Below are 19,018 nucleotides of genomic sequence, written 5' to 3'. Positions count from 1 at the left end.
GCTCAGCCGAGGGCGCGCAGCTGCGGCCATACCTGCGACCACGGCCGCAGCGGCGCACGGCAGACGAACAGCGGCTCCCCCTGCTCGTCGTTGTCGATCCCGAGCCCGTTGTCGAGCACGCCCACCGGTTCGACGACCGCGCACAGCTCGGTGAGCCGGTCGCGCTCGATGCCGACGGTGAGGACGGTGGTCGCGGTGTCGGGCGGCGGGCCCCACCACCAGTAGGCGTTGTGGCCCGAATACGGTGTCGGCAGGCCGTATTCGGGGCCGTAGCGTTCGATGGCGCCCGCTTCGCCGTAGTTCGCGGTGAGCACGGCGGCCTCCGGTGGCCGGGCGGCCGCGATCTGCGCGACATAGCGGGGCCAGCCGATGGTCTCCCCCGCGTCGTAGTTCACCGCGAGCACCGGCGAGTCCGGCAGCTGCGCGACCGGGAGCACCGGCAGGAACAGCACCGCCGACATCGCCGCGTTCAGCGCAATCACCGAACCCACTGCCGCCCAGCGCTTCCGGTGATCACCGAGTGCCGAGGCCAGCCCGACCGAACCGGCGGCGAGCAGCACCGGATACATCCCACCGAGGTAGTACGCCTTGCCGCCACCCACCAGGAACAGCACGAACAGCAGCCCGTAGGCGAGGGGGAAGGCCCGATACCGCGAGCGCCACAATCGCCACATCCCGTAGCCCCACAGCGGCACCAGCAGCGGGCCGAACAGCCCGAATTGCAAGAGCACGAACATGATCGGCGAATCCGAGGTTCCCGACGACCCACCGGCGATCGCCCGGCTCAATGTCCACTGCGGCCAGCCGTTGTCCGCCTGCCACCACAGATACGGCGCCGCGAGCACCGCCGAGATCCCGAGCGCGGCCGCGAAATACTTGGTGGCGAACACTTTTCGCCGGCCGGTCAGCAGCACCGCGAGGGCGAGCGCGCCGACCGGCACGACGATCAACACCTTGTTCTGCACTCCGAGGCCCACTACCGCGCCGACCGCGAGCCACCATCGCGGATCGGCCCCGCGCAGCAGCTTCAGCACCAGCAGGCAGATCAGCGACCAGGCCGCCAGGTCGAAGACCGTGGTCCCGAACAGGTGCCCCGCCGCCTGCGCCATGGCCGCGCTCGCCACCGCGGCGGCGGCCAGCGCCCGCGCGCCACGCCCGCCGCCCAGCTCTTTCGCCATCAGTCCGGCGCACACCACGACGAAGGTCGCGGCCGCGATCGCGGGCAGCCGCAATACCCACAGGGCATCGGGGTCGATCGCGCTCAGCAGCCGGGCCAGCGCGGGGGTCAGCGGGGGCTGGTCGGGGTATCCCCAGTCCAGGCGGCGACCCGCCGCCAGGAAGTACATCTCGTCACGGTGGTAGCCGTAGCGCGTCGTGGTGATCAACAGAACCAGCGCGAAAACCGACGCGATCACGGTCACTCGTCCAGACTGACACGAAATCCCCGATTTCGCGGACATCGACGAGCTTCTTACTCCAGAGTAAGATAGTCTTACCGAGGAGTAAGATAGCTGGGGTCCACAGCGCCCCGACAGCCGAGGAAATCAGGTGATGATGAGCACTCGAGACAGCGCGACGAAGCGACGTCCGAACGACACGTCCGCGGTCGGCCTCAGCCAGCCCAAGCGGGACTGGATGGGCGCCGCCATGCGCGCTTTGACGACCATTACCGGGTCGGAGCTCGCCGAGAAGTACAACCTGCGCAAGCCCATCGAACGCGTCACCTACGAGGGCACCAAGACCGGCTTCCGCACCCTGGGCGCGGCGACCCGGACCTTCGCCAAGGTCACCGGCGGCGGCCAGCCCAAGCGGCTGCCCGACAACGAGGCCAAGACGAAGGACTACTTCGACCTCACCCCCTCCGACGAGCAGCAGATGATCGTCGAGACGGTGAAGGACTTCGCCGGCGAGATCCTGCGTCCGGCCGCCTACGACGCCGACAACGCGGCCAAGGCGCCGCGCGATCTGCTCGAGCGCGCCGCCGAACTCGGCATCACCCTGATCAACGTGCCCGAGGAGCTGGAAGGAGCGGCCAGCGAGCGCGGCGCCGTCACCAACGCCCTGGTCGCCGAGGCGCTCGCGCACGGTGACATGGGCCTGGCGCTGCCGATCCTGGCGCCCAGCGGCGTGGCCGTCGCGCTGTCCCAGTGGGGCACCGACGCGCAGCAGCAGACCTACCTGCCCGCCTTCACCGGCGAGAACGTGCCGCAGGCGTCCGTGGTGATCAACGAGCCGCGCGCGCTGTTCGACCCGTTCGCCCTGCAGACCAAGGCCACCCGCTCCCCCAGCGGCTTCCGCCTCAGCGGCGTGAAGAGCCTGGTCCCGGCCGCCGCCGATGCCGAGCTGTTCATCGTGGCCGCCGAACTCGACGGGCGCCCCGCGCTGTTCATCGTCGAGTCCGACACCGCGGGCCTGTCCGTCGAGGCCGACCCGAGCATGGGTCTGCGCGCCGCGGGCCTCGGCCGGCTGGTCCTGGACAACGTGGCCGTCGGCGCCGACGCCGTGCTCGGTGACGGCGACGCCAAGGCGCGCGCCGAGGAGTACGCCGACGCGGTGCAGCTGGCGCGCCTGGGCTGGTCGTCGCTGGCGATCGGCACCGGCCAGGCCGTGCTGGACTACGTGATCCCCTACGTGAACGAGCGCGAAGCGTTCGGCGAGCCGATCTCGCACCGCCAGGCGGTCGCGTTCATGGTCGCCAACATGGCGATCGAGCTCGACGGTCTCCGGCTCGTGACCCTGCGGGGTGCGTCACGCGCGGAGCAGGGTCTGTCGTTCGCCCGCGAGGCGGCGCTGGCGCGCAAGCTGGCCACCGACAAGGGCATGCAGATCGGCCTGGACGGCGTGCAGCTGCTCGGCGGCCACGGCTTCACCAAGGAACACCCGGTCGAGCGGTGGTACCGCGACCTGCGAGCCGTCGGCGTTGCCGAGGGCGTGGTGCTGGTCTAGTCGGTCCGTCTTCGATACCCAGGAGAATTCCATGATCAATCTCGAACTCCCCAAGAAGCTGAAGGCGAGCGCCAACCAGGCCCACCAGGTCGCCTCCCAGATCTTCCGTCCCATCTCCCGCAAGTACGACCTCGGTGAGCACGAGTACCCGGTCGAGCTCGACACCATGGCCGCCATGATCGAGGGCCTGTCGGACTCCGGCACCCAGAAGATCGGTGGCGCCGCGGGCGGCCGCGGTGACGAGGCGGACGGCGACCTGGTCGCCAATGCCAACGGTGGCAACATGTCCGCGCTGCTCAACGCGCTGGAGACCTCGTGGGGCGATGTCGGCCTGATGCTGACCATCCCCTATCAGGGTCTGGGCAACGCCGCGATCGCCGCGGTCGCCACCGACGAACAGCTGGAGCGCTTCGGCAAGGTGTGGGCCGCGATGGCCATCACCGAGCCGTCCTTCGGTTCCGACTCCGCCGCCGTCACCACCACCGCCGTGCTCGACGGTGACGAGTGGGTGCTCAACGGCGAGAAGATCTTCGTCACCTGCGGTCAGCGCGCCACCCATATCGTGGTGTGGGCCTCGGTCGACAAGAGCCTGGGCCGCGCGGCGATCAAGTCCTTCGTCGTCCCGCGCGACGCTCCCGGCCTGTCGGTGGCGCGGCTCGAGCACAAGCTCGGCATCAAGGCCTCCGACACCGCGGTGCTGCTGCTGCAGGACTGCCGCATCCCGGCCGACAACATCCTCGGCTCGCCGGAAGTCAACGTGGAAAAGGGTTTCGCCGGGGTCATGCAGACCTTCGACAACACCCGCCCGCTGGTGGCCGCGATGGCCGTCGGTGTCGCCCGTGCCGCGCTGGAGGAACTGCGCACCATCCTCACCGAGGCCGGTGTCGAGATCTCCTACGACACCCCCGCGATGAACCAGCACGCCGCCGCCGCCGAATTCCTGCGCCTGGAAGCCGATTACGAGTCGGCCTACCTGCTCTCGCTGCGCGCGGCGTGGATGGCCGACAACAAGAAGCCGAACTCGCTCGAGGCTTCCATGTCCAAGGCCAAGGCGGGCCGCACCGGCACCGACGTCACCCTCAAGGCCGTCGAACTGGCGGGCACCCTGGGCTACTCCCAGCGCCTGCTCCTGGAGAAGTGGGGCCGCGACTCGAAGATCCTCGACATCTTCGAAGGCACCCAGCAGATCCAGCAGCTGATCGTGGCTCGCCGCGTGCTCGGAAAGACCAGCGCCGAGCTCAAGTGAGCTGGTAGACAACGACAAATCCGGTGCGAGTCGATTTACCGACTCGCACCGGATTTCTCTTTCGGAGACCCGCCGTTTCGGGATCATGGTCGATGAGCCAGCCCGACATGTGCTTGCACTCGCTGCGGAGCCGTCGTCGCTATAGATAGCAATCTGACATCATGCCTCCATGACGCCTTGGTGGCAGCCGATGCTGGCTTGGGGCGGCGTGATCATCGCTGCGATCATCGCCGGTGGCATCGCACTCCGCAACGGACGCAAAACACCCCATGAGAATCTCAAATCGCTGGTCGAGATCCTCGACAAATCGCAGCATGTCTGGCGACACGATCGCTACATCCTCGAACAAGCGATTCATCGAGAGATACAGCGCCTCGACAAGCTCAACAAGGCTCGACTCGAGGGTTTCTGGGCCTACAACCTGGAACGGATCAGGCAGTCGAGCCCATGGGAGTCCGGTAACGCCGTAGCACTAGCGGTCATCGCGATCGTCGTCGTTCTCGAGATCCTTTCGTAGCGGAGCAAGACGACGTAGAGCGGCATCGGATCGGACTCGGCCCGAGATTCTGCCCGCGCCGACGAAGCAGTCGCTCGCCGCGTCCTCGGCAGGGCTGCCAGCGCCGAGCTCGAGCGAGCTGAGGGATGACCGGTCAAGGGACCTCTGTCAGGGGTGGGGATGCCCAGCCGCCGTTGCCGACGGAGCTTCTCGGGACGTAGCAGCGGGTCGGCCGATGCCGATCCGCAGCGAGCCGTCCGGTTCCGGGGTGGGGTTCACGAAATCGGCGGCGCCGAGTGGGTTGTATTCGATCCGGTTGTAGTCGAATCCTTCCCCGGAGCGGTCGGTGTGCTCTTGGCGGATCACCAGGAACCGGGCGAGCAGGTAGATGTAGGCCTGCCGGATCTCGTCGTCGGTCGGCTTCCAGGTGTTCGCGTTCTCCGGCATCGCGGCGCTCCTTCGGCTGGTCGTCGGCATCTCCGATGATGTCGACGCCGGCCGGGCGCCACCTCATCTGTTTCGGGTGATCCGCCGGTGCGGCGCGCGACACACCTGGCGGAAAATCTTTGACTGAAATTTCAGTCAGGATCTACACTCGGGGCATCGGACGGCCGCAGGGCCGCCGATCGGGACGGCGACCGTCGTCCCGACCCCGAACGAGGAAGCTGGTCCCCGCGATGCGACGTCGCACTTTCGTACAGTCGAGCCTGGCCGCCATCGGCGGCCTGCTGGTGGCGGCGTGTGATGACCCCGCCCCGACCACGCCCACCGGGAGCAATCAGCACGATGGGAGAGAGTGGATGATGCCCGACGAGGGGCACCCGCACGAGCGCACCTGGATGGCGTTCGGTGCAAGTGCCCGGATCTGGGGCCGGGAGCTCCTGCCCGAGGTGCAGCGCAATCTGGCCACGATCGCGACCACCATCGCCCGCTTCGAACCGGTGTCGATGCTGGTCCGCCCGGGTGAGATGGAGCTGGCCAGGGGCCTGGTCGGTGGCGCGAACGTCGAACTGATCGCCACCGAGATCGACGACCTGTGGATGCGCGACACCGGCCCGGTGTTCGTGCGCAGCGGCGGCACCCTGGCCGGCGTCGACTTCAACTTCAACGGCTGGGGCAACAAGCAGGAGCATCGCCGCGACGCCGAGGTCGCCGAGTTCGTCACCGGCCGCGCCGGGGTGGAGACCCTGCACACCGATCTGGTGCTCGAGGGCGGCGGCATCGAGGTCGACGGCGAGGGCACCGCGATCATCACCGAGAGCTGCGTGCTCAACAACAACCGCAATCGCGGCTGGAGCAAGGGCGACGTCGAGGAGGAAATCGCCTACCTGCTCGGCATCGAGAAGGTGATCTGGCTACCCGGTATCGCCGGCGAGGACATCACCGACGGGCACACCGATTTCTACGCCCGGTTCGCCACGCCGGGCGTGGTCGTCGCCGGGCTGGACAACGACCCGGATTCCTTCGACTACGACGTCACCCGCAGGCACCTCGACATCCTGCACTCGGCCACCGACGTGCAGGGCAGGCCGCTGCGGGTCGAGGTCCTCGAAGGCCCGTCGACGGTGCGCGAGACCTACGCCGACGACGATTTCGCGGCGGGCTACATCAATTTCTACGTCTGCAACGGCGCGGTCATCGCCCCCGAGTTCGGCGACCCCGTCACCGATCCGGCGACCGCGGCCACCCTGGGGCGCCTGTTCCCGGACCGCGAGATCGTGCAGATCGCCATCGACGGCATCGCCGCGGGTGGCGGCGGTATCCACTGCACCACCCAGCAGCAGCCCGCGCGCTGATCCGCCCGACCCCTAGTGTGAGGACCTGTGTCACCGCGTCGAACTCAGATCCTGGAAGCCGCAGTCCGCGTCATCGCAGCGCACGGGGTGCGCGGACTGCGGGTCGAACAACTCGCCGCCGAGGCCGGTGTGTCCACGGCCCTGATCTACTACCACTTCAAGGACCGCGGCGGCGTCCTGCGCGCGGCGCTCGAGCACATCAACCATCGCGCGCAGGACTACACCGACCAGGCGCTGGCGGCGACCGAAGATCCCCGCGCCCAGCTCGAGCACCTGCTGCTGCTCGAGCTCCAGGACGTGGACGAGATCAGGATGAACAGCATCGCCTGGGGCGAGCTGCGCGCCAGCGCGGTCTTCGACCCCGACCTGCGCACCCCGCTCACCGCGACGACCCGCGCCTGGAACGCCGACGTCGAAACCCTGCTCACCGAGGCGGGCGCCGCCGCGCCCGCCCTCGCCGCCGAGCACCTCACCGCCCTGGTGGAAGGGCTCAGCGAACGCTGGCACACCGGCTCGATCACCCTCGACCGCGCCCGCGCCATCCTCACCCACGCCATCGAACGGGAACTGGCCGCCTGATTCAGAGGCTCGCGGTGTCGTCGAGGTGCAGGCGGCGGTCGAGGCGGTGCGGGTCGACGTCGAGGAGTTTGCGGTCCCAGTGGGCGAGGTCGGCGGCGGCCGCGTAGGTGGCGTCGAGGAAGTGCAGGAGGGTGGCGTCGGGGTCGGGGGACTTGCGGACGACGTCGTACGGGAGGACGAATTCGCCCAGGGTGGAATCCCATTCGGCGCCGTCGGGGCCCGCGGGACGGCCGCTGTAGCCCTCGGGGGCCGGGTAGGCGTAGGCGTAGAAGGTGCCCTCGGCGCCGCCCGGCCAGAAGCCGGCGCTGGCGCACTCGCGGGAGTACGCCTCCTCCATGACCCAGTCGGCGCAGTTGGGCGCGCCGCCGGGGTGCAGGGGCGCGGTGCGGCCGGAGAAACGGGTGCAGGCCAGGTCGAGGGAGCCCCAGAAGACGTGCACCGGACTGGTCTTCCCGGCGAAACCGGCGCGCCAGAACTGGAAGACCCGTTCGGCCTGGACCAGCTGCTGCCAGAACAGCGTGACGGCGTCACCGTCGTAGGAGTGGTGCGTGGTGTCCTCGGCGAACGGGATCGCCGGATCGACCTCGTTGGGCGAGGCCTCGATGTCGACGACGATGTCGAGGCGGCCGAGGACGTGGCCCAGCTCGGCGTAGAAGTCGGCGACCGTGCGCGGGCGCAGGGCGACCATGGCGCGACGGCCGTCGCTGGTGCGCAGCACGAGTTCGTGGTCGACGAAGTCGAATTCGATGTCGAGCAGGCGGCCGTCGACGGGGATCGCCCCGGTCGCCAGCCCGCGCGCGGAGACCGCGAAGGTGACGTTCCACCAGTGGTTCACCAGCGGCGTGCCCGCCATCTTCAGCTTGCCGATGATCTGGGTCCACATGTGCAGGGTGTCGCGGGTGTCGCTCCAGGAGTCGACCCGCAGGGTCGGCCACACGGCTTTCGCGGGAGTCAGGGTCATCGTCGGTCCTCGCTCTCTCGGTGCACGACCGGCGCGGGCGCACCGTTCACTGACAGCCAGGGAGCTGGCTGACTGGTCAACCGTCCGACACTTTCTGCGATGCCCCATGGTACGTCGACGCAGGTAACAGCCATGAAAAGCGCGAATCACGGACCCGCACAGTTGCCTGAGACTCCGAGTCCCATATAAAGTGAGAGCTGCGCCACCCCCGAAGGAGACACCGCCGATGCTGTCCACCACGCTCAAGAACACCGCGACCGATCCCGAGTACCACGAGATCCTGCGCAACCTGTCCGACGGTTCGGTGAACCGGCACTTCGACCCCTATGTCGATATTGACTGGGAGTCACCGGAGTTCGCCGTGCACTCCGACGATCCGCGCTGGATCATGCCCGACGAGGACCCGCTGGGCCGCCATCCCTGGTACAAGGCCCAGCCCGTCGACAAGCAGATCGCGATGGGGATGTGGCGCCAGGCCGGGATCGCCAAGGTCGGCCTGGATTTCGAGCAGCTGCTGATCCGCGGGCTGATGCAGTACCTGATCTCGGTGCCCAACGGTGACCCGGAGTTCCGCTACGTCACCCACGAGGCGGCCGAAGAGTGCAACCACACGATGATGTTCCAGGAGATGATCAACCGCATCGGCTACCGCGATGTGGTCGGCATGGGCACCATCGACCGCAAGCTGACCATGGCCATCTGGCCCGCGGTGAAGTACTTCCCCGAGCTGTTCTTCACGATGATCCTCGGCGGCGAGGAACCGATCGACCACCTGCAGAAATCGCTGCTGCGCGCCGGGGTCGACCTGCATCCGATGGTGCAGCGCGTCATGCAGATCCACGTGGCGGAGGAGGCGCGGCACATCTCGTTCGCGCACGAGTACCTGCGCCGCAATGTGCCCGGCATGAACCCGGTCACGAAAGCCGTTCTGTCGGTGGCCTTCCCGATCGCGATGCGGGTCATGCTCGACATGATCATGACGCCGCCCAAGGAGTTCGTCGACAAGTTCGGCATCCCGGACGAGGTGATGCGCGAGGCGTACTGGGGCGGCCAGGAATCGCAGACCACGATGCGCAACATCTTCGGTGACGTGCGCGCGCTGGCCACCAACAGCGGCCTGATGAACCCGGTCGCCAAGCTCACCTGGCGCCTGCTCGGCATCGACGGCCCGGTCACCCGCTACCGCAGCGAGCCCGCCCGCAAGGTCGCCTGAGCACGAATCGGCCCGCCGGAATCCGGCGGGCCGACAGCGGACGCCGCAACCGGCGCCGCAGCTGTACACACCGATGTACAGTGGACTATGGCCGATTACGAAACTGTGCCGTTGACCGAGTTGCGGGGGCAGCTCGGGAGCGTCTTCGACGGGGTGTCCGCCAGCGGACGACCGGTGATCGTCACCCGGGAGGGGAAGGAGTTGGTCGCGGTGGTTCCCGCCGAAATCCTGCGCCACGGGGCCCTGCCCCCCGCGTACTTCAACGACGACCTGCGCGAGCAGATCCTGGGCGGCCTCGACGACCGCATCCAGCAGCACTCCCCCGCCGAGATCGCCGACGCGGAGGCGAAACTCGACAAGCTCATGAGCGCCCTGGACGGCACCGACGCGGGCCGCCGGTGAGCGTCGCCGACCACACCGCGCTGACCTCGCTCGCCCTGTCCCCGCTGTTCGGGCAGGTGATCATGCGGCAGTTCACCCAGCAGCGCCGGATCATGGTGGTGCCGACGGTGAGCCTGATGGCCGCGATGCGGGCCGTCGACAACATCGACGAACTCGGCCGCCTGCTCGACAATCGCGTCGCCGTGCGCTGGGCCGAACTGGACGCGGCCACCGCGATCCGCACCGGCACCACCGTCCCGATGGCCGACGACCACACCGAGTGGCCGCTCGTCGCGCCCGTCGTCTTCACCGCGCAGCACCTCGACATGCCGGTGCTCACCGCCAAGCCGGAGCTGTATCGCGGCTACAAGGTGCAGGTCGCCCCGATGCCGTGAGGCCGGGCCAGTGACGGCGGCCACAGTCCGGGTCCGTTACGGTGCACGAGCGAACGATTCACCAGGGAAAGCAGTACCAGGAACACTCGAGGAGAGCTGGTTATGCATCAACTGAGTTTCATGCGTCGCTTCACCACCGCGGTCGCCGCCACCTCGGCCGCCGTCGCCGTCGTCTTCGCCGCCCCCGCGGCCGCCGATCCCGCGCCACAGCCCACCGTCGACGTGGCCGCGGCCGTCGCGAAGCTGCGCACCACGGTCGCGGACAACCCGGGCGCGCTCGCCGCCCTGGATCAGCTGGTGGACAAGGGCACGGTCGACGTCGCGCTGCCCGCGCAGCCCTTCCAGATCCCCGCGACCTCCGATATCGGCCAGAACGGCGCGGGCGCCGGGGTCTACGGCTCGGGCATCGCGCTCGACATCGACGGCTTCCGGCTCGGCTTCTTCGGCGGCCCCGGCACCATCTCGCCCAACCAGGGTGGCGCCAAGCTCGAGGTCATGTGGCTGAACCTGACCAGCGGCCAGAGCGGCACCGCCGTGCTGACCGAGCACCAGGACGTGCCGGTCGACACCACCATCCGCACCGCCGCGCTGAACACCGGCGCGGGCCTGGTCGTCGCGGCGATGTACGGCAACCTGTGGCACCGCTGGTCGGTGCCGGTCGACGAGGCGCACCCGGACGGGTACGCCTACCAGCTGGGCACCATCCAGCAGCCGACCTTCGGCGCCGTCACCCGGTAATCCCGCCCGGTCCCGCACCCCGGAATCGCCAGGATTCCGGGGTGCGTCCGCGTTCGGCGGGAGCATTGCCGCGCAACGGGTCCGGGGTGGCGTAGGTTTGCCGCGTGGATCTGGTCGACCGTCTCGAAGAACTGGAACGGCGGGTTGCCGCCCTGGAGCACTCCGGAAGCGGTGACGCGCAACTGCCGTGGGCGGTCGCGCGCCTGCGACAGGAGTTCGACGCCGCGGGGGTGCGCAACGGCGGCGTGCTGCTGGCCGGGGCACTACAACTGCCCACCGGCGAGCGGCTGGACTGGCAGGCGCAGTTCGCCACCGACGCCATCGTGGACGACGTGTGGACCATCGAGACCGCCAATTGTCTTGCGGTCCTGGCCAATCCGGTACGGCTGCGCCTGCTGCGCGAGATCGTCTACGGTCGCCGCACCGCCGCCGACCTGGCCGCCATCGAGGAACTCGGCACCTCGGCCGAGATCTACCAGCATCTGCGCCAGCTGGCCGCGGTCGGCTGGCTGCAGACCGCGGGGCGCGGCCGGTTCGAAGTACCGGAGGGCAGGCTCGTCCCCTTGCTCGCGGCATTGGCCAGCGCGCAACGCTGATTGAGAATTGTCCTAATTGTCCGTTTAGAATGCTGTGATCCAGGGCACATCGACTGCTACCGTGAGCATCCAGGGATCGATGCTGTGGAGGTAGCCGAGTGAACGTGACCCATCTGCTCGAAAGCGTCAAGGCGCTCGGAGTGCTGCGCTCGCGCGGCGTCTCCGACCCGACCAAGCCGCTCGAGACCTTGCGGACCATGAAGGAATCCAAGATCTACGGCCCCCAGGCCACCTTGGTCCGGCACTCCGCCCGCGTCGCGCCCGAGCAGGTCGCGCTGGCCGACGAGCGCGGTGAGCTCACCTACCGCGAGCTCGACGACCAGTCCACGGCGATCGCCCGTGGTCTGCACGACGCGGGCATCACCCAGGGCATGGTCATCGCGGTGCTCGCGCGCGATCACCGCGGGCTGCTCATGTCGATGATCGCCGCGGGCAAGCTGGGCGCGCGGATCGCGCTGATGAACACCGGCTTCGCGAAGCCGCAGTTCGCCGAGGTGTGCGAGCGCGAGCAGGTCCGCGCCGTGCTGCACGACAGCGAGTTCATCGGCCTGCTCGACGCGCTGCCCGCCGAGCTGCCGCGCTTCCTCACCTGGGTCGACGAGGGCGCCGAACTACCCGAGGGCGCGACCACATTCGACGACCTCATCGCGGGCAACTCCACCGAGCCGCTGCCCCCGCCGAGCAAGCCGGGCGGCTTCATCATCCTCACCAGCGGCACGACCGGCCTGCCCAAGGGCGCGCCGCGCACCAAGGTGACCCCGATGGCGACCGCGCAGTTCGTCGACCGGGTGCCCTTCCCCAAGCGCGGCACCATGATGATCGTCTCGCCGATCTTCCACAGCACGGGTCTGGGCACCTGGCTGGTCGGCACGATCCTGTCGAACAAGATCGTGGTGCGCCGCCGCTTCGACGCCGAGGCCACCCTGGCCGCGATCGCCGAGCACAAGGTGGAGATGCTGGTCGCGGTGCCGACCATGCTGCACCGGCTGACCGAACTGCCCGCCGAGGTCAGGGCGAAGTACGACCTTTCCTCGCTGAAGGTGATCCTGTTCGCCGGGTCCGCGCTCTCGCCCGAGCTGTGCATCAAGGCCACCGAGGCGTTCGGACCGGTGCTCTACAACCTCTACGGCTCGACCGAGGTGGCCATCGCGACCATCGCCAACCCGGCCGAGCTCGCCGAGGCGCCGGGTACCTGCGGCCGGTCGCCGATCACCTGCGAGGTCCGCCTCTACGACGAGAACGACCAGCGGGTCGAGACGCCGGAGACCTCGGGCCGGATCTTCGTGCGCAGCGGCGCGCCCTTCGAGGGCTACACCGACGGCCGCAACAAGCAGATCATCGACGGCTTCATGTCCAGCGGCGACCTCGGGCACTTCACCGCCAGCGGCCTGCTCATGGTCGACGGCCGCGACGACGACATGATCGTCTCCGGCGGCGAGAACGTCTTCCCGCAGGAGGTGGAGAACCTCCTGGTGGAGCGCCCCGACGTGAACGACGTCGCGGTGGTCGGCGTGGACGACGTGGAATTCGGCAAGCGACTGCGTGCCTTCGTGGTGCTCGAGGAGGGCCACAGCACCGGCGCCGCCGAGATCCAGGCGCACGTCAAGGAGAACCTGGCGCGCTACAAGGTGCCCCGCGAAGTGGTCTTCGTCGACGAACTCCCCCGTAACGCGACCGGCAAGATCCTGCGCCGCGTCCTCATCGATTATGAGGTGTCACAGTGAGGTCGGCGGGCTGAGAGACAGAGCACAACCGGCCCGAGATGCTTGCTATTGTTAGCACCAGCACTGGATCTCGATGACGCGGTCCGGCCCCACGGGGGTTCGTCGTGGGATCGGTCTGCCGGAAGGCTGTTCGATGTCTCTGTCTCTGCCCGCGCTCGGCGGTACCGCCCGGCGCGCCGGTGATTTCGCGCTCGGCGTCAAAGTGATGATGGATCGCAAGCTGTTCAATCCGCTGCGTCTGGATCACGCCGCTCGCTCGTTCTTCAACGTCTCCAAGTTCGGCCCGTTCGCCGGTGTGGTCATGCACGCCGCGCAGACCAGGCCGGACGCGGGCGCCATCGTCGACGAGCGCGGTGAACTCACCTTCGGAATGCTCGACGAGCAGTCCAACGCGCTGGCCCGCGGCCTGCGGGCGAGCGGGATCGCCGAGGGCGACGTGATCGCGGTGCTGGCCCGCGATCACCGCGGCATGGTGCTGAGCCTGCTCGCCGCGGGCAAGCTCGGCGTCCGCGCGGTCCTGATGAACACCGGCTTCGCCAAACCGCAGTTCGCCGATGTGGCCGCGCGCGAGAAGGTCAAGGCGGTGCTGCACGACAGCGAGTTCGTCGACCTGATGAGCGCCATCCCCGCCGACATCCCGCGCGTGCTCACCTGGGTCGACGAGGCGCACGGGGTCGACCCGGCGATCCCGACCGTCGAGTCGGTCTCGGCCGGTCGCTCGGTGACGCCGCTGACCCCGCCGAGCAAGCCGGGCGGCATGGTCATCCTGACCAGCGGCACCACCGGAACGCCGAAGGGCGCCCCGCGCGACAAGGTGAGCCCGTTCGCCTCCGCGCAGTTCATCGACCGGGTGCCGCTGCCCAACAACGGCACCATGATCATGGCGGCGCCGATCTTCCACGGCACCGGCCTGTCGCAGTTCACCCTCGGCCTGGCGCTGGGCAACCGGGTGATCTTCCAGCAGCGCCGGTTCGACCCGGAGAAGACGCTGGCCAATATCGTGCAGTACCAGGCGGATTCGCTGATCGTGGTGCCGACCATGCTGCAGCGCATCCTCGATCTGGACGAGCAGATCCTGGCGAAGTACGACCCGAAGACGATCAAGGTCATCTTCGCGGCCGGCTCGGCCATCGCGCCCGACGTGGTGACCCGCACGCTGGACTACTTCAACGACAGCCTCTACAACCTGTACGGCTCCACCGAGTGCGCCGTGATGACCGTGGCCACTCCCGCCGACCTGCGCAAGGCGCCGACCACCGCGGGCAAGGCCCCGGTCGGCATCCGGATCGTGCTGCTCGACGAGAACCGCAAGCCGGTCACCGCGCCGAACGTCACCGGAACCATCTTCGTGGACAACGGTTTCGCGTTCACCGGCTACACCGACGGCCGGACCAAGGAGATCGTCGACGGGATGATGTCCAGCGGTGACGTCGGCCATTTCGACGCCGACGGGCTGCTCTACATCGACGGCCGCGACGACGACATGATCGTCTCCGGCGGCGAGAACGTCTTCCCGCTCGAGGTGGAGAACCTCATCGCGGGCCGGGCGGACGTGTTCGAGGCGGCCGTGGTCGGCGTCGACGACCGCGACTACGGCAAGCGGCTGCGCGCGATCGTCGTCCCCGGTCCGGAGTCGGCGCGCGACGCGCAGGAGATCAAGGACTACGTCCGTGAGAACCTGGCCCGCTACAAGGTCCCGCGCGAGGTCATCTTCGTCGACGAGCTGCCCCGCAACGCCACCGGCAAGCTGCTGCGCAAGCCGCTGATCGAGATGGACGCCGAGCAGGCGTGAGCCCGGCCGTTCGTTCCTGGTCGGGCGGCCCATACCGGTCGACTATCATCAGCGCGTGATCATCGAGTTCGCGCGGACGTCCGCGCCGTCGCGTGCCGTCGGCGCGCGGCTGCGCGGCGCCTGCGCGGGCTCGATGTCGGGCGCGCTGTCGCTGGCCGCGCACGGGCTGGCGTCCGGCGGCGCGCTGCCGGGCAGCACCACGGTCGTGCTGCTGGCCGCGGTCTCGGCCGTGGTCGGCGCGCTGGTCGCCGGCATCGGCCCGCTGCGCGACGGTGCGGCCGGGCTGGCCGCCGTCCTGCTGGGCGGTCAGCTGCTCGGCCACACGACCATGAGCTGGTCGGGGCACGCCCATCACGGTGACGATTCGCTCGGCCTCGGCATGCTCACCGCGCACGCCGTCGCCGCGGTCCTCGCCGCCGTGATCATCCTCGGTACCGAGGCCGCCTACCGGATCGGCAGCGCCGTGCTGGCGCGCATCCTGCCGCAGCGCTACCGCGCTCCCCGCATTCCCGACCCGGCGCCGCTGCGCCTGGTCCACCGCGACCGCGTCATCCTGCGGATCTTCGCCGCGCAGTCGCTGCGCACCCGCGGTCCGCCGCTCGCGATTCCTTTCTGACTCTTCCTTCACCCGGTGCACGAGCGATTTTCGCCGTGCGCTGTTCGCGCGTCGACGCCAGGAACGCTCCGACCAGAGCGGTACGCACCAAGGTGCTGCCGGTCGACGGTCGGCGATTCGTCATGGCCGCGCACCGGGTTTCCACACTCCAGAAACGAATCACCATGAGCATCACGGACACCCGTCCGGCCGAGGAACCCACCTCGGCGACCGCCACCGCGGCGGACCGTCCACGCGCCGGCACCCGCCGGGGCTTCCGTCTCTACCCCCTGGCCATGCGCCTGCACTTCTACGCGGGGATCTTCGTCGCCCCGTTCATCCTGATCGCGGCCCTCACCGGCGCCCTGTACGCGATCGCCCCGACCATCGAGGGGATCGTCTCCCGCGACCTGCTCCAGGTCGACACCTCCGGCCCCGATCAGGCGCTCGCGGCGCAGGTCGGCGCGGCCGTCGCGGCCCGGCCCGATCTGACCCTCGTCGCCGTCGCGCCCGCGGCGGGCGACGGCGAGACCACCCGGGTGCTGTTCAACGACCCGACGCTCGGTGATTCCGAGCGGCTCTCGGTGTTCGTCGACCCGCACACCGCGCAGCCGGTCGGCGAGGCCGTGGTCTACGGCAGCGCGGGCGCGCTGCCCCTGCGGACCTGGCTCAGCGAGTTCCATCGCAGCCTGCACCTGGGCGAGCCCGGCAGGCTCTACAGCGAGCTGGCGGCGTCGTGGCTGTGGGTGATCGCCCTGTTCGGCCTCGTGCTGTGGGTGCATCGGGTGCGCAAGCGCCGGTCCAAGCGCTCCGCGCGGTGGCTGCTGGCGCCGGATCTGTCCGAGCCCAAGCGGCGCAAGCTGAACTGGCACGGCGCGATCGGTTTCTGGATCCTGCCGGTGGTGCTGCTGCTCGCGGCGACCGGTATGACCTGGTCGACCTATGCCGGTGACAATGTCACCAAGCTGCGCGAGGAACTGAGCTGGACGACCCCCGCGGTAAACGTGAAGCTACCGGGCACGGCCGGTCCGGCCCAGTCCACGGGCAGCGACCACCACAGCGCCGGTCACACCGCGCCCGCCCCGGTCGACCCGGCCGCCCGCATCGCCCAGCTCGACAGCGTGTGGGCGATCGCCAAGGCCAACGGGATCACCCAGGCCGCCGAGATCACGATCCCCGCGACACCGGAGAAGGCGTTCGGCGTCAAGGAACGGCGCATGTCCGGCACCTACACCATCGACTCCGTCGCGATCGACGGTGCGACCGGCGCCGTCACCGACCAGCTGGCCTTCGCCGACTGGCCGCTGATGGCCAAGCTCACCAACTGGGGCATCGCCTTCCACATGGGCCTGCTGTTCGGCATCGCCAACCAGCTGCTGCTGCTCGCGGTGGCGCTGGGCCTGTGCGCGCTGATCGTGCTCGGCTACCTGATGTGGTGGCAGCGCCGCCCGACCAGGGCGACGAGCCGGTTCGCGGTCGGCGCGCCCCCGCGCCGGGGTGTGCTGCGCAAGACCTCGCTGTGGATCACCGTCCCGCTCATCGCCGCGGCGGTGCTGGTCGGCTGGTTCATCCCGCTGATCGGCCTGAGCCTGCTCGGCTTCCTGCTCGTGGACGTCGCGCTCGGGCTCGCCGCCCGCGCCCAGCCCACGGCCTGACCGCACACCCCACGAGGCGAAACCGCTTCGCCCACATCTCATTTCCCGTGCTCGGGTGCCGTCGCGATGACGCATGCCCGCAGCCGCTCCATTCGATGAAGGAATCACCGACTCCATGAAGACCACCAAGATCGCCCTCGCCGCTGCCGCCCTGCTGACCGTGGGCACCGTCGCCGCGGGCACCGTGCACGCGGCACCGGCCGCGCCTGCGCCGATCACCTTCACCGCCGAAACCGTCGACAGCGCCTCGCGCATCACCACCGACGCGGGTTCGCTGGTCGTCGAGGACGGTGCCTTCCAGGTGCGGGCCGCCGACGGCACCACCGTCGCCACCACTCCGCTGCGCTTCCAGATCGACGATTTCGAGTTCCCGATCGCCGCCGAGATCACCGGCCGCACCGCCACCCTCACCCCCCAGCTGAGCATGGACAAAGCCGTCTACAAGCCGGTCGCCCTGCCCTTCGAGGACAAGGCACCCTGGAAGTCCGAATACGACCGCGAACAAGCCGCCTGGTCCCGCATGACCAGCACCATCTCCCTGGGCGCCTCCATCGGCACCCTCGTCGGCGGACTCGGCGGCGCCGCCGTCGGCTGCGTCCTCGGCGGCATCATCGGCGCCACCGTCGCCTCGGCCACCATCGTCGGACTCTTCGGCCCGTTCCTGCCCGCCGCCGCCGTCGGCTGTATCGGCGGTGTGCTGGCCATCGGCGCCCTGGGCACCGTCGCGGGACAGATCTTCGTGACCGCACCGGTCGCGCTCGGCGCGGCGATCCAGTACTTCACCACGATCAACCAGCCCTTCACCCCACCCGCCAAATAGGCGAGGGTCCCGTGCAGGCCGGCGGCGTGATCGAGGTCGCGCCGACCCCGGCGGTGGCTCACCGTAGTGGTCACCGCCGGGGCCTTCCCCGGCCGACCGGACACCGCGCTAGCGATCGGCGCGCTGGAACAGGAGCAGCACAGCGACGCCCGCGAGCACGATGCCCATCAGATTGACGCTGAGCTGAGCGAGCGAGCTCAGCGCGATGTGCCACTTGCCCGCGAAGGCCGCGACGACGGCCAGACCCGCCGCAGGCACGGTCGTCACCGAAATGAACACGCCCACCAGGACCGCGGAGGTGGAGCTGACCACCGCGAGCATGCCCGCCGCACCCGCCAGCAACGCCACCACCAGCGAGAACGGCCCGACCTGATAGATGAAGTCGAAGGCGCGGGCATCCTCGACATTCCCGACGCCGATCCACCCGAGGCGCACCCACAGCAGCGTCGCCAGCCAGGTGACGACCATCGCGACCGGAAACGAGATCGCCAGGGTGCGCACCGACGTGCGGATGAGCCGGGTGTCCCGGCGTACCAGGCCCACCGACAGCGCCGCCAACGGGAGGAACTCGGGCCCGACCACCATGGCGCCGACCAGCGTCAGCGGTGAGGCCGTCGTCACGCCCACCGCCGACAGCAGAATCGCGATCGCCAAGAACGTCAGGAACGTCGGCGTGAGCCGGGCACCTTCGCGCATCTGGTCGAGCAACTGCGCCCACACCACGGTGCGGTCGCGCCGCTTCGGGGCCGCGGTGTCCGCCCGCTCCTTGGCATCGGAGATCACGGTGCCCGACGGCACGAACGAAATGCCGCCCGTCCGCGACAGATCCAGCGCGGTCAGCGCGGCGAGCACATCGTTCAGCGAGCCACGCGCCACCTCCGCCTGGATCACATCGCCGGGCGGGTCGACGGCGGCGGCGAGTCCGAGCGTCACATGGGTCGCACCGGGTTCCCCGCCCAGGATGCGCAGGACTTCGCCACTGCGCTCACTCGGGGAGATGACGCGTAGATGCAACACAGCAGAGTGCCTCCTTCGGCCGGACGATGCGCTGAGGTTAGAGCAGACCGCGTGCGGCGGCCGGTAGG

Annotated in this window: 19 protein-coding genes; 15 read left to right on the top strand and 4 right to left on the bottom strand. The window is 69.2% G+C overall.

Going from position 1 to position 19,018, the window contains the following annotated elements:
* Window positions 1–2: 2 nt before the first annotated feature.
* The gene (locus tag AB0H54_RS08040; protein WP_357343684.1) at window positions 3–1,421 is read right to left on the bottom strand and encodes a glycosyltransferase family 39 protein; all 1,419 of its coding nucleotides are present in this window, start codon (window positions 1,419–1,421) and stop codon (window positions 3–5) included.
* 130 nt (window positions 1,422–1,551) lie between these two features.
* On the opposite strand from AB0H54_RS08040, the gene AB0H54_RS08035 reads away from it, so the two are divergent.
* From AB0H54_RS08035 to AB0H54_RS08025, 3 genes are all read left to right on the top strand, one after another.
* Complete coding sequence (locus AB0H54_RS08035) at window positions 1,552–2,946, top strand: acyl-CoA dehydrogenase family protein (protein WP_355283088.1); 1,395 nt, start codon at window positions 1,552–1,554, stop codon at window positions 2,944–2,946.
* A 31-nt stretch (window positions 2,947–2,977) separates the two neighbouring features.
* Window positions 2,978–4,192: an acyl-CoA dehydrogenase family protein gene (locus AB0H54_RS08030; RefSeq protein ID WP_355283091.1), complete on the top strand. Its 1,215-nt coding sequence runs from the start codon at window positions 2,978–2,980 to the stop codon at window positions 4,190–4,192.
* A gap of 169 nt (window positions 4,193–4,361) precedes the next feature.
* On the top strand, window positions 4,362–4,709 hold the full coding sequence (locus AB0H54_RS08025; protein ID WP_357343682.1) for a hypothetical protein: 348 nt from the start codon (window positions 4,362–4,364) through the stop codon (window positions 4,707–4,709).
* A gap of 147 nt (window positions 4,710–4,856) precedes the next feature.
* On the opposite strand, the gene AB0H54_RS08020 is transcribed toward AB0H54_RS08025, so the two are convergent.
* Window positions 4,857–5,135, bottom strand: a complete 279-nt coding sequence (locus AB0H54_RS08020; protein WP_357343680.1) for a hypothetical protein — start codon at window positions 5,133–5,135, stop codon at window positions 4,857–4,859.
* A 230-nt stretch (window positions 5,136–5,365) separates the two neighbouring features.
* Here AB0H54_RS08020 and AB0H54_RS08015 point away from each other — a divergent pair, with 230 nt between their 5' ends.
* The gene (locus AB0H54_RS08015; protein ID WP_357343678.1) at window positions 5,366–6,484 is read left to right on the top strand and encodes an agmatine deiminase family protein; all 1,119 of its coding nucleotides are present in this window, start codon (window positions 5,366–5,368) and stop codon (window positions 6,482–6,484) included.
* Window positions 6,485–6,511: 27 nt separating this feature from the next.
* The gene (locus AB0H54_RS08010; RefSeq protein WP_357343676.1) at window positions 6,512–7,063 is read left to right on the top strand and encodes a helix-turn-helix domain-containing protein; all 552 of its coding nucleotides are present in this window, start codon (window positions 6,512–6,514) and stop codon (window positions 7,061–7,063) included.
* A gap of 1 nt (window position 7,064) precedes the next feature.
* Here the strand turns inward: AB0H54_RS08010 and AB0H54_RS08005 are convergent, their stop codons facing one another.
* Window positions 7,065–8,024 carry a DUF5996 family protein gene (locus AB0H54_RS08005; RefSeq protein ID WP_355283101.1) on the bottom strand — a complete coding sequence of 320 codons (960 nt, stop codon included), beginning with the start codon at window positions 8,022–8,024 and terminating at the stop codon, window positions 7,065–7,067.
* Window positions 8,025–8,250: 226 nt separating this feature from the next.
* Between AB0H54_RS08005 and AB0H54_RS08000 the strand changes: the two genes are divergently transcribed.
* The 10 genes from AB0H54_RS08000 (at window position 8,251) to AB0H54_RS07955 (ending at window position 17,933) form a co-directional block, all read left to right on the top strand.
* Complete coding sequence (locus tag AB0H54_RS08000) at window positions 8,251–9,237, top strand: diiron oxygenase (RefSeq protein WP_357343674.1); 987 nt, start codon at window positions 8,251–8,253, stop codon at window positions 9,235–9,237.
* 87 nt (window positions 9,238–9,324) lie between these two features.
* Window positions 9,325–9,639, top strand: coding sequence for a type II toxin-antitoxin system Phd/YefM family antitoxin (locus AB0H54_RS07995; protein WP_355280820.1), 315 nt, complete (start codon window positions 9,325–9,327; stop codon window positions 9,637–9,639).
* Entirely contained in the window at window positions 9,636–10,013 is a 378-nt protein-coding gene (locus tag AB0H54_RS07990) for a hypothetical protein (RefSeq protein WP_355280818.1), read from the top strand. The genes AB0H54_RS07995 and AB0H54_RS07990 overlap by 4 nt, the downstream gene beginning before the upstream one ends.
* A 102-nt stretch (window positions 10,014–10,115) precedes the next feature.
* Entirely contained in the window at window positions 10,116–10,751 is a 636-nt protein-coding gene (locus AB0H54_RS07985; RefSeq protein WP_357343672.1) for a hypothetical protein, read from the top strand.
* Window positions 10,752–10,855: 104 nt separating this feature from the next.
* Window positions 10,856–11,347 (top strand): winged helix-turn-helix domain-containing protein, encoded by a 492-nt coding sequence (locus AB0H54_RS07980; RefSeq protein WP_355280815.1) that lies wholly within the window; start codon window positions 10,856–10,858, stop codon window positions 11,345–11,347.
* A 98-nt stretch (window positions 11,348–11,445) separates the two neighbouring features.
* Window positions 11,446–13,071 (top strand): acyl-CoA synthetase, encoded by a 1,626-nt coding sequence (locus AB0H54_RS07975; RefSeq protein WP_355280813.1) that lies wholly within the window; start codon window positions 11,446–11,448, stop codon window positions 13,069–13,071.
* A gap of 133 nt (window positions 13,072–13,204) precedes the next feature.
* On the top strand, window positions 13,205–14,863 hold the full coding sequence (locus tag AB0H54_RS07970) for an acyl-CoA synthetase (protein ID WP_355280811.1): 1,659 nt from the start codon (window positions 13,205–13,207) through the stop codon (window positions 14,861–14,863).
* Window positions 14,864–14,918: 55 nt separating this feature from the next.
* Complete coding sequence (locus AB0H54_RS07965) at window positions 14,919–15,479, top strand: hypothetical protein (RefSeq protein WP_357343669.1); 561 nt, start codon at window positions 14,919–14,921, stop codon at window positions 15,477–15,479.
* 164 nt (window positions 15,480–15,643) lie between these two features.
* Window positions 15,644–17,113 (top strand): PepSY domain-containing protein, encoded by a 1,470-nt coding sequence (locus tag AB0H54_RS07960; RefSeq protein WP_357343667.1) that lies wholly within the window; start codon window positions 15,644–15,646, stop codon window positions 17,111–17,113.
* 115 nt (window positions 17,114–17,228) lie between these two features.
* The gene (locus AB0H54_RS07955; protein WP_357343665.1) at window positions 17,229–17,933 is read left to right on the top strand and encodes a hypothetical protein; all 705 of its coding nucleotides are present in this window, start codon (window positions 17,229–17,231) and stop codon (window positions 17,931–17,933) included.
* 108 nt (window positions 17,934–18,041) lie between these two features.
* Here the strand turns inward: AB0H54_RS07955 and AB0H54_RS07950 are convergent, their stop codons facing one another.
* Entirely contained in the window at window positions 18,042–18,950 is a 909-nt protein-coding gene (locus AB0H54_RS07950) for a DUF389 domain-containing protein (protein ID WP_357343663.1), read from the bottom strand.
* Window positions 18,951–19,018: the final 68 nt, after the last annotated feature.

The sequence above is a fragment of the Nocardia sp. NPDC050718 genome (assembly GCF_040654235.1).
Classification (GTDB): domain Bacteria; phylum Actinomycetota; class Actinomycetes; order Mycobacteriales; family Mycobacteriaceae; genus Nocardia.
The sequence above is the reverse complement of the archived record's forward strand: the minus strand, read 5'-3'. Positions and strand labels throughout refer to the sequence as shown.

Excerpts from the sequence above, each read along its gene's own strand:
- AB0H54_RS08035 (WP_355283088.1), top strand. The coding sequence starts at position 1,552 with ATGATGAGCACTCGAGACAGCGCGACGAAGCGACGTCCGAACGACACG.
- AB0H54_RS08030 (WP_355283091.1), top strand. The coding sequence starts at position 2,978 with ATGATCAATCTCGAACTCCCCAAGAAGCTGAAGGCGAGCGCCAACCAG.
- AB0H54_RS08025 (WP_357343682.1), top strand. The coding sequence starts at position 4,362 with ATGACGCCTTGGTGGCAGCCGATGCTGGCTTGGGGCGGCGTGATCATC.
- AB0H54_RS08020 (WP_357343680.1), bottom strand. The coding sequence starts at position 5,135 with ATGCCGGAGAACGCGAACACCTGGAAGCCGACCGACGACGAGATCCGG.
- AB0H54_RS08015 (WP_357343678.1), top strand. The coding sequence starts at position 5,366 with ATGCGACGTCGCACTTTCGTACAGTCGAGCCTGGCCGCCATCGGCGGC.
- AB0H54_RS08005 (WP_355283101.1), bottom strand. The coding sequence starts at position 8,024 with ATGACCCTGACTCCCGCGAAAGCCGTGTGGCCGACCCTGCGGGTCGAC.
- AB0H54_RS08000 (WP_357343674.1), top strand. The coding sequence starts at position 8,251 with ATGCTGTCCACCACGCTCAAGAACACCGCGACCGATCCCGAGTACCAC.
- AB0H54_RS07995 (WP_355280820.1), top strand. The coding sequence starts at position 9,325 with ATGGCCGATTACGAAACTGTGCCGTTGACCGAGTTGCGGGGGCAGCTC.
- AB0H54_RS07985 (WP_357343672.1), top strand. The coding sequence starts at position 10,116 with ATGCATCAACTGAGTTTCATGCGTCGCTTCACCACCGCGGTCGCCGCC.
- AB0H54_RS07970 (WP_355280811.1), top strand. The coding sequence starts at position 13,205 with ATGTCTCTGTCTCTGCCCGCGCTCGGCGGTACCGCCCGGCGCGCCGGT.
- AB0H54_RS07960 (WP_357343667.1), top strand. The coding sequence starts at position 15,644 with ATGAGCATCACGGACACCCGTCCGGCCGAGGAACCCACCTCGGCGACC.
- AB0H54_RS07955 (WP_357343665.1), top strand. The coding sequence starts at position 17,229 with ATGAAGACCACCAAGATCGCCCTCGCCGCTGCCGCCCTGCTGACCGTG.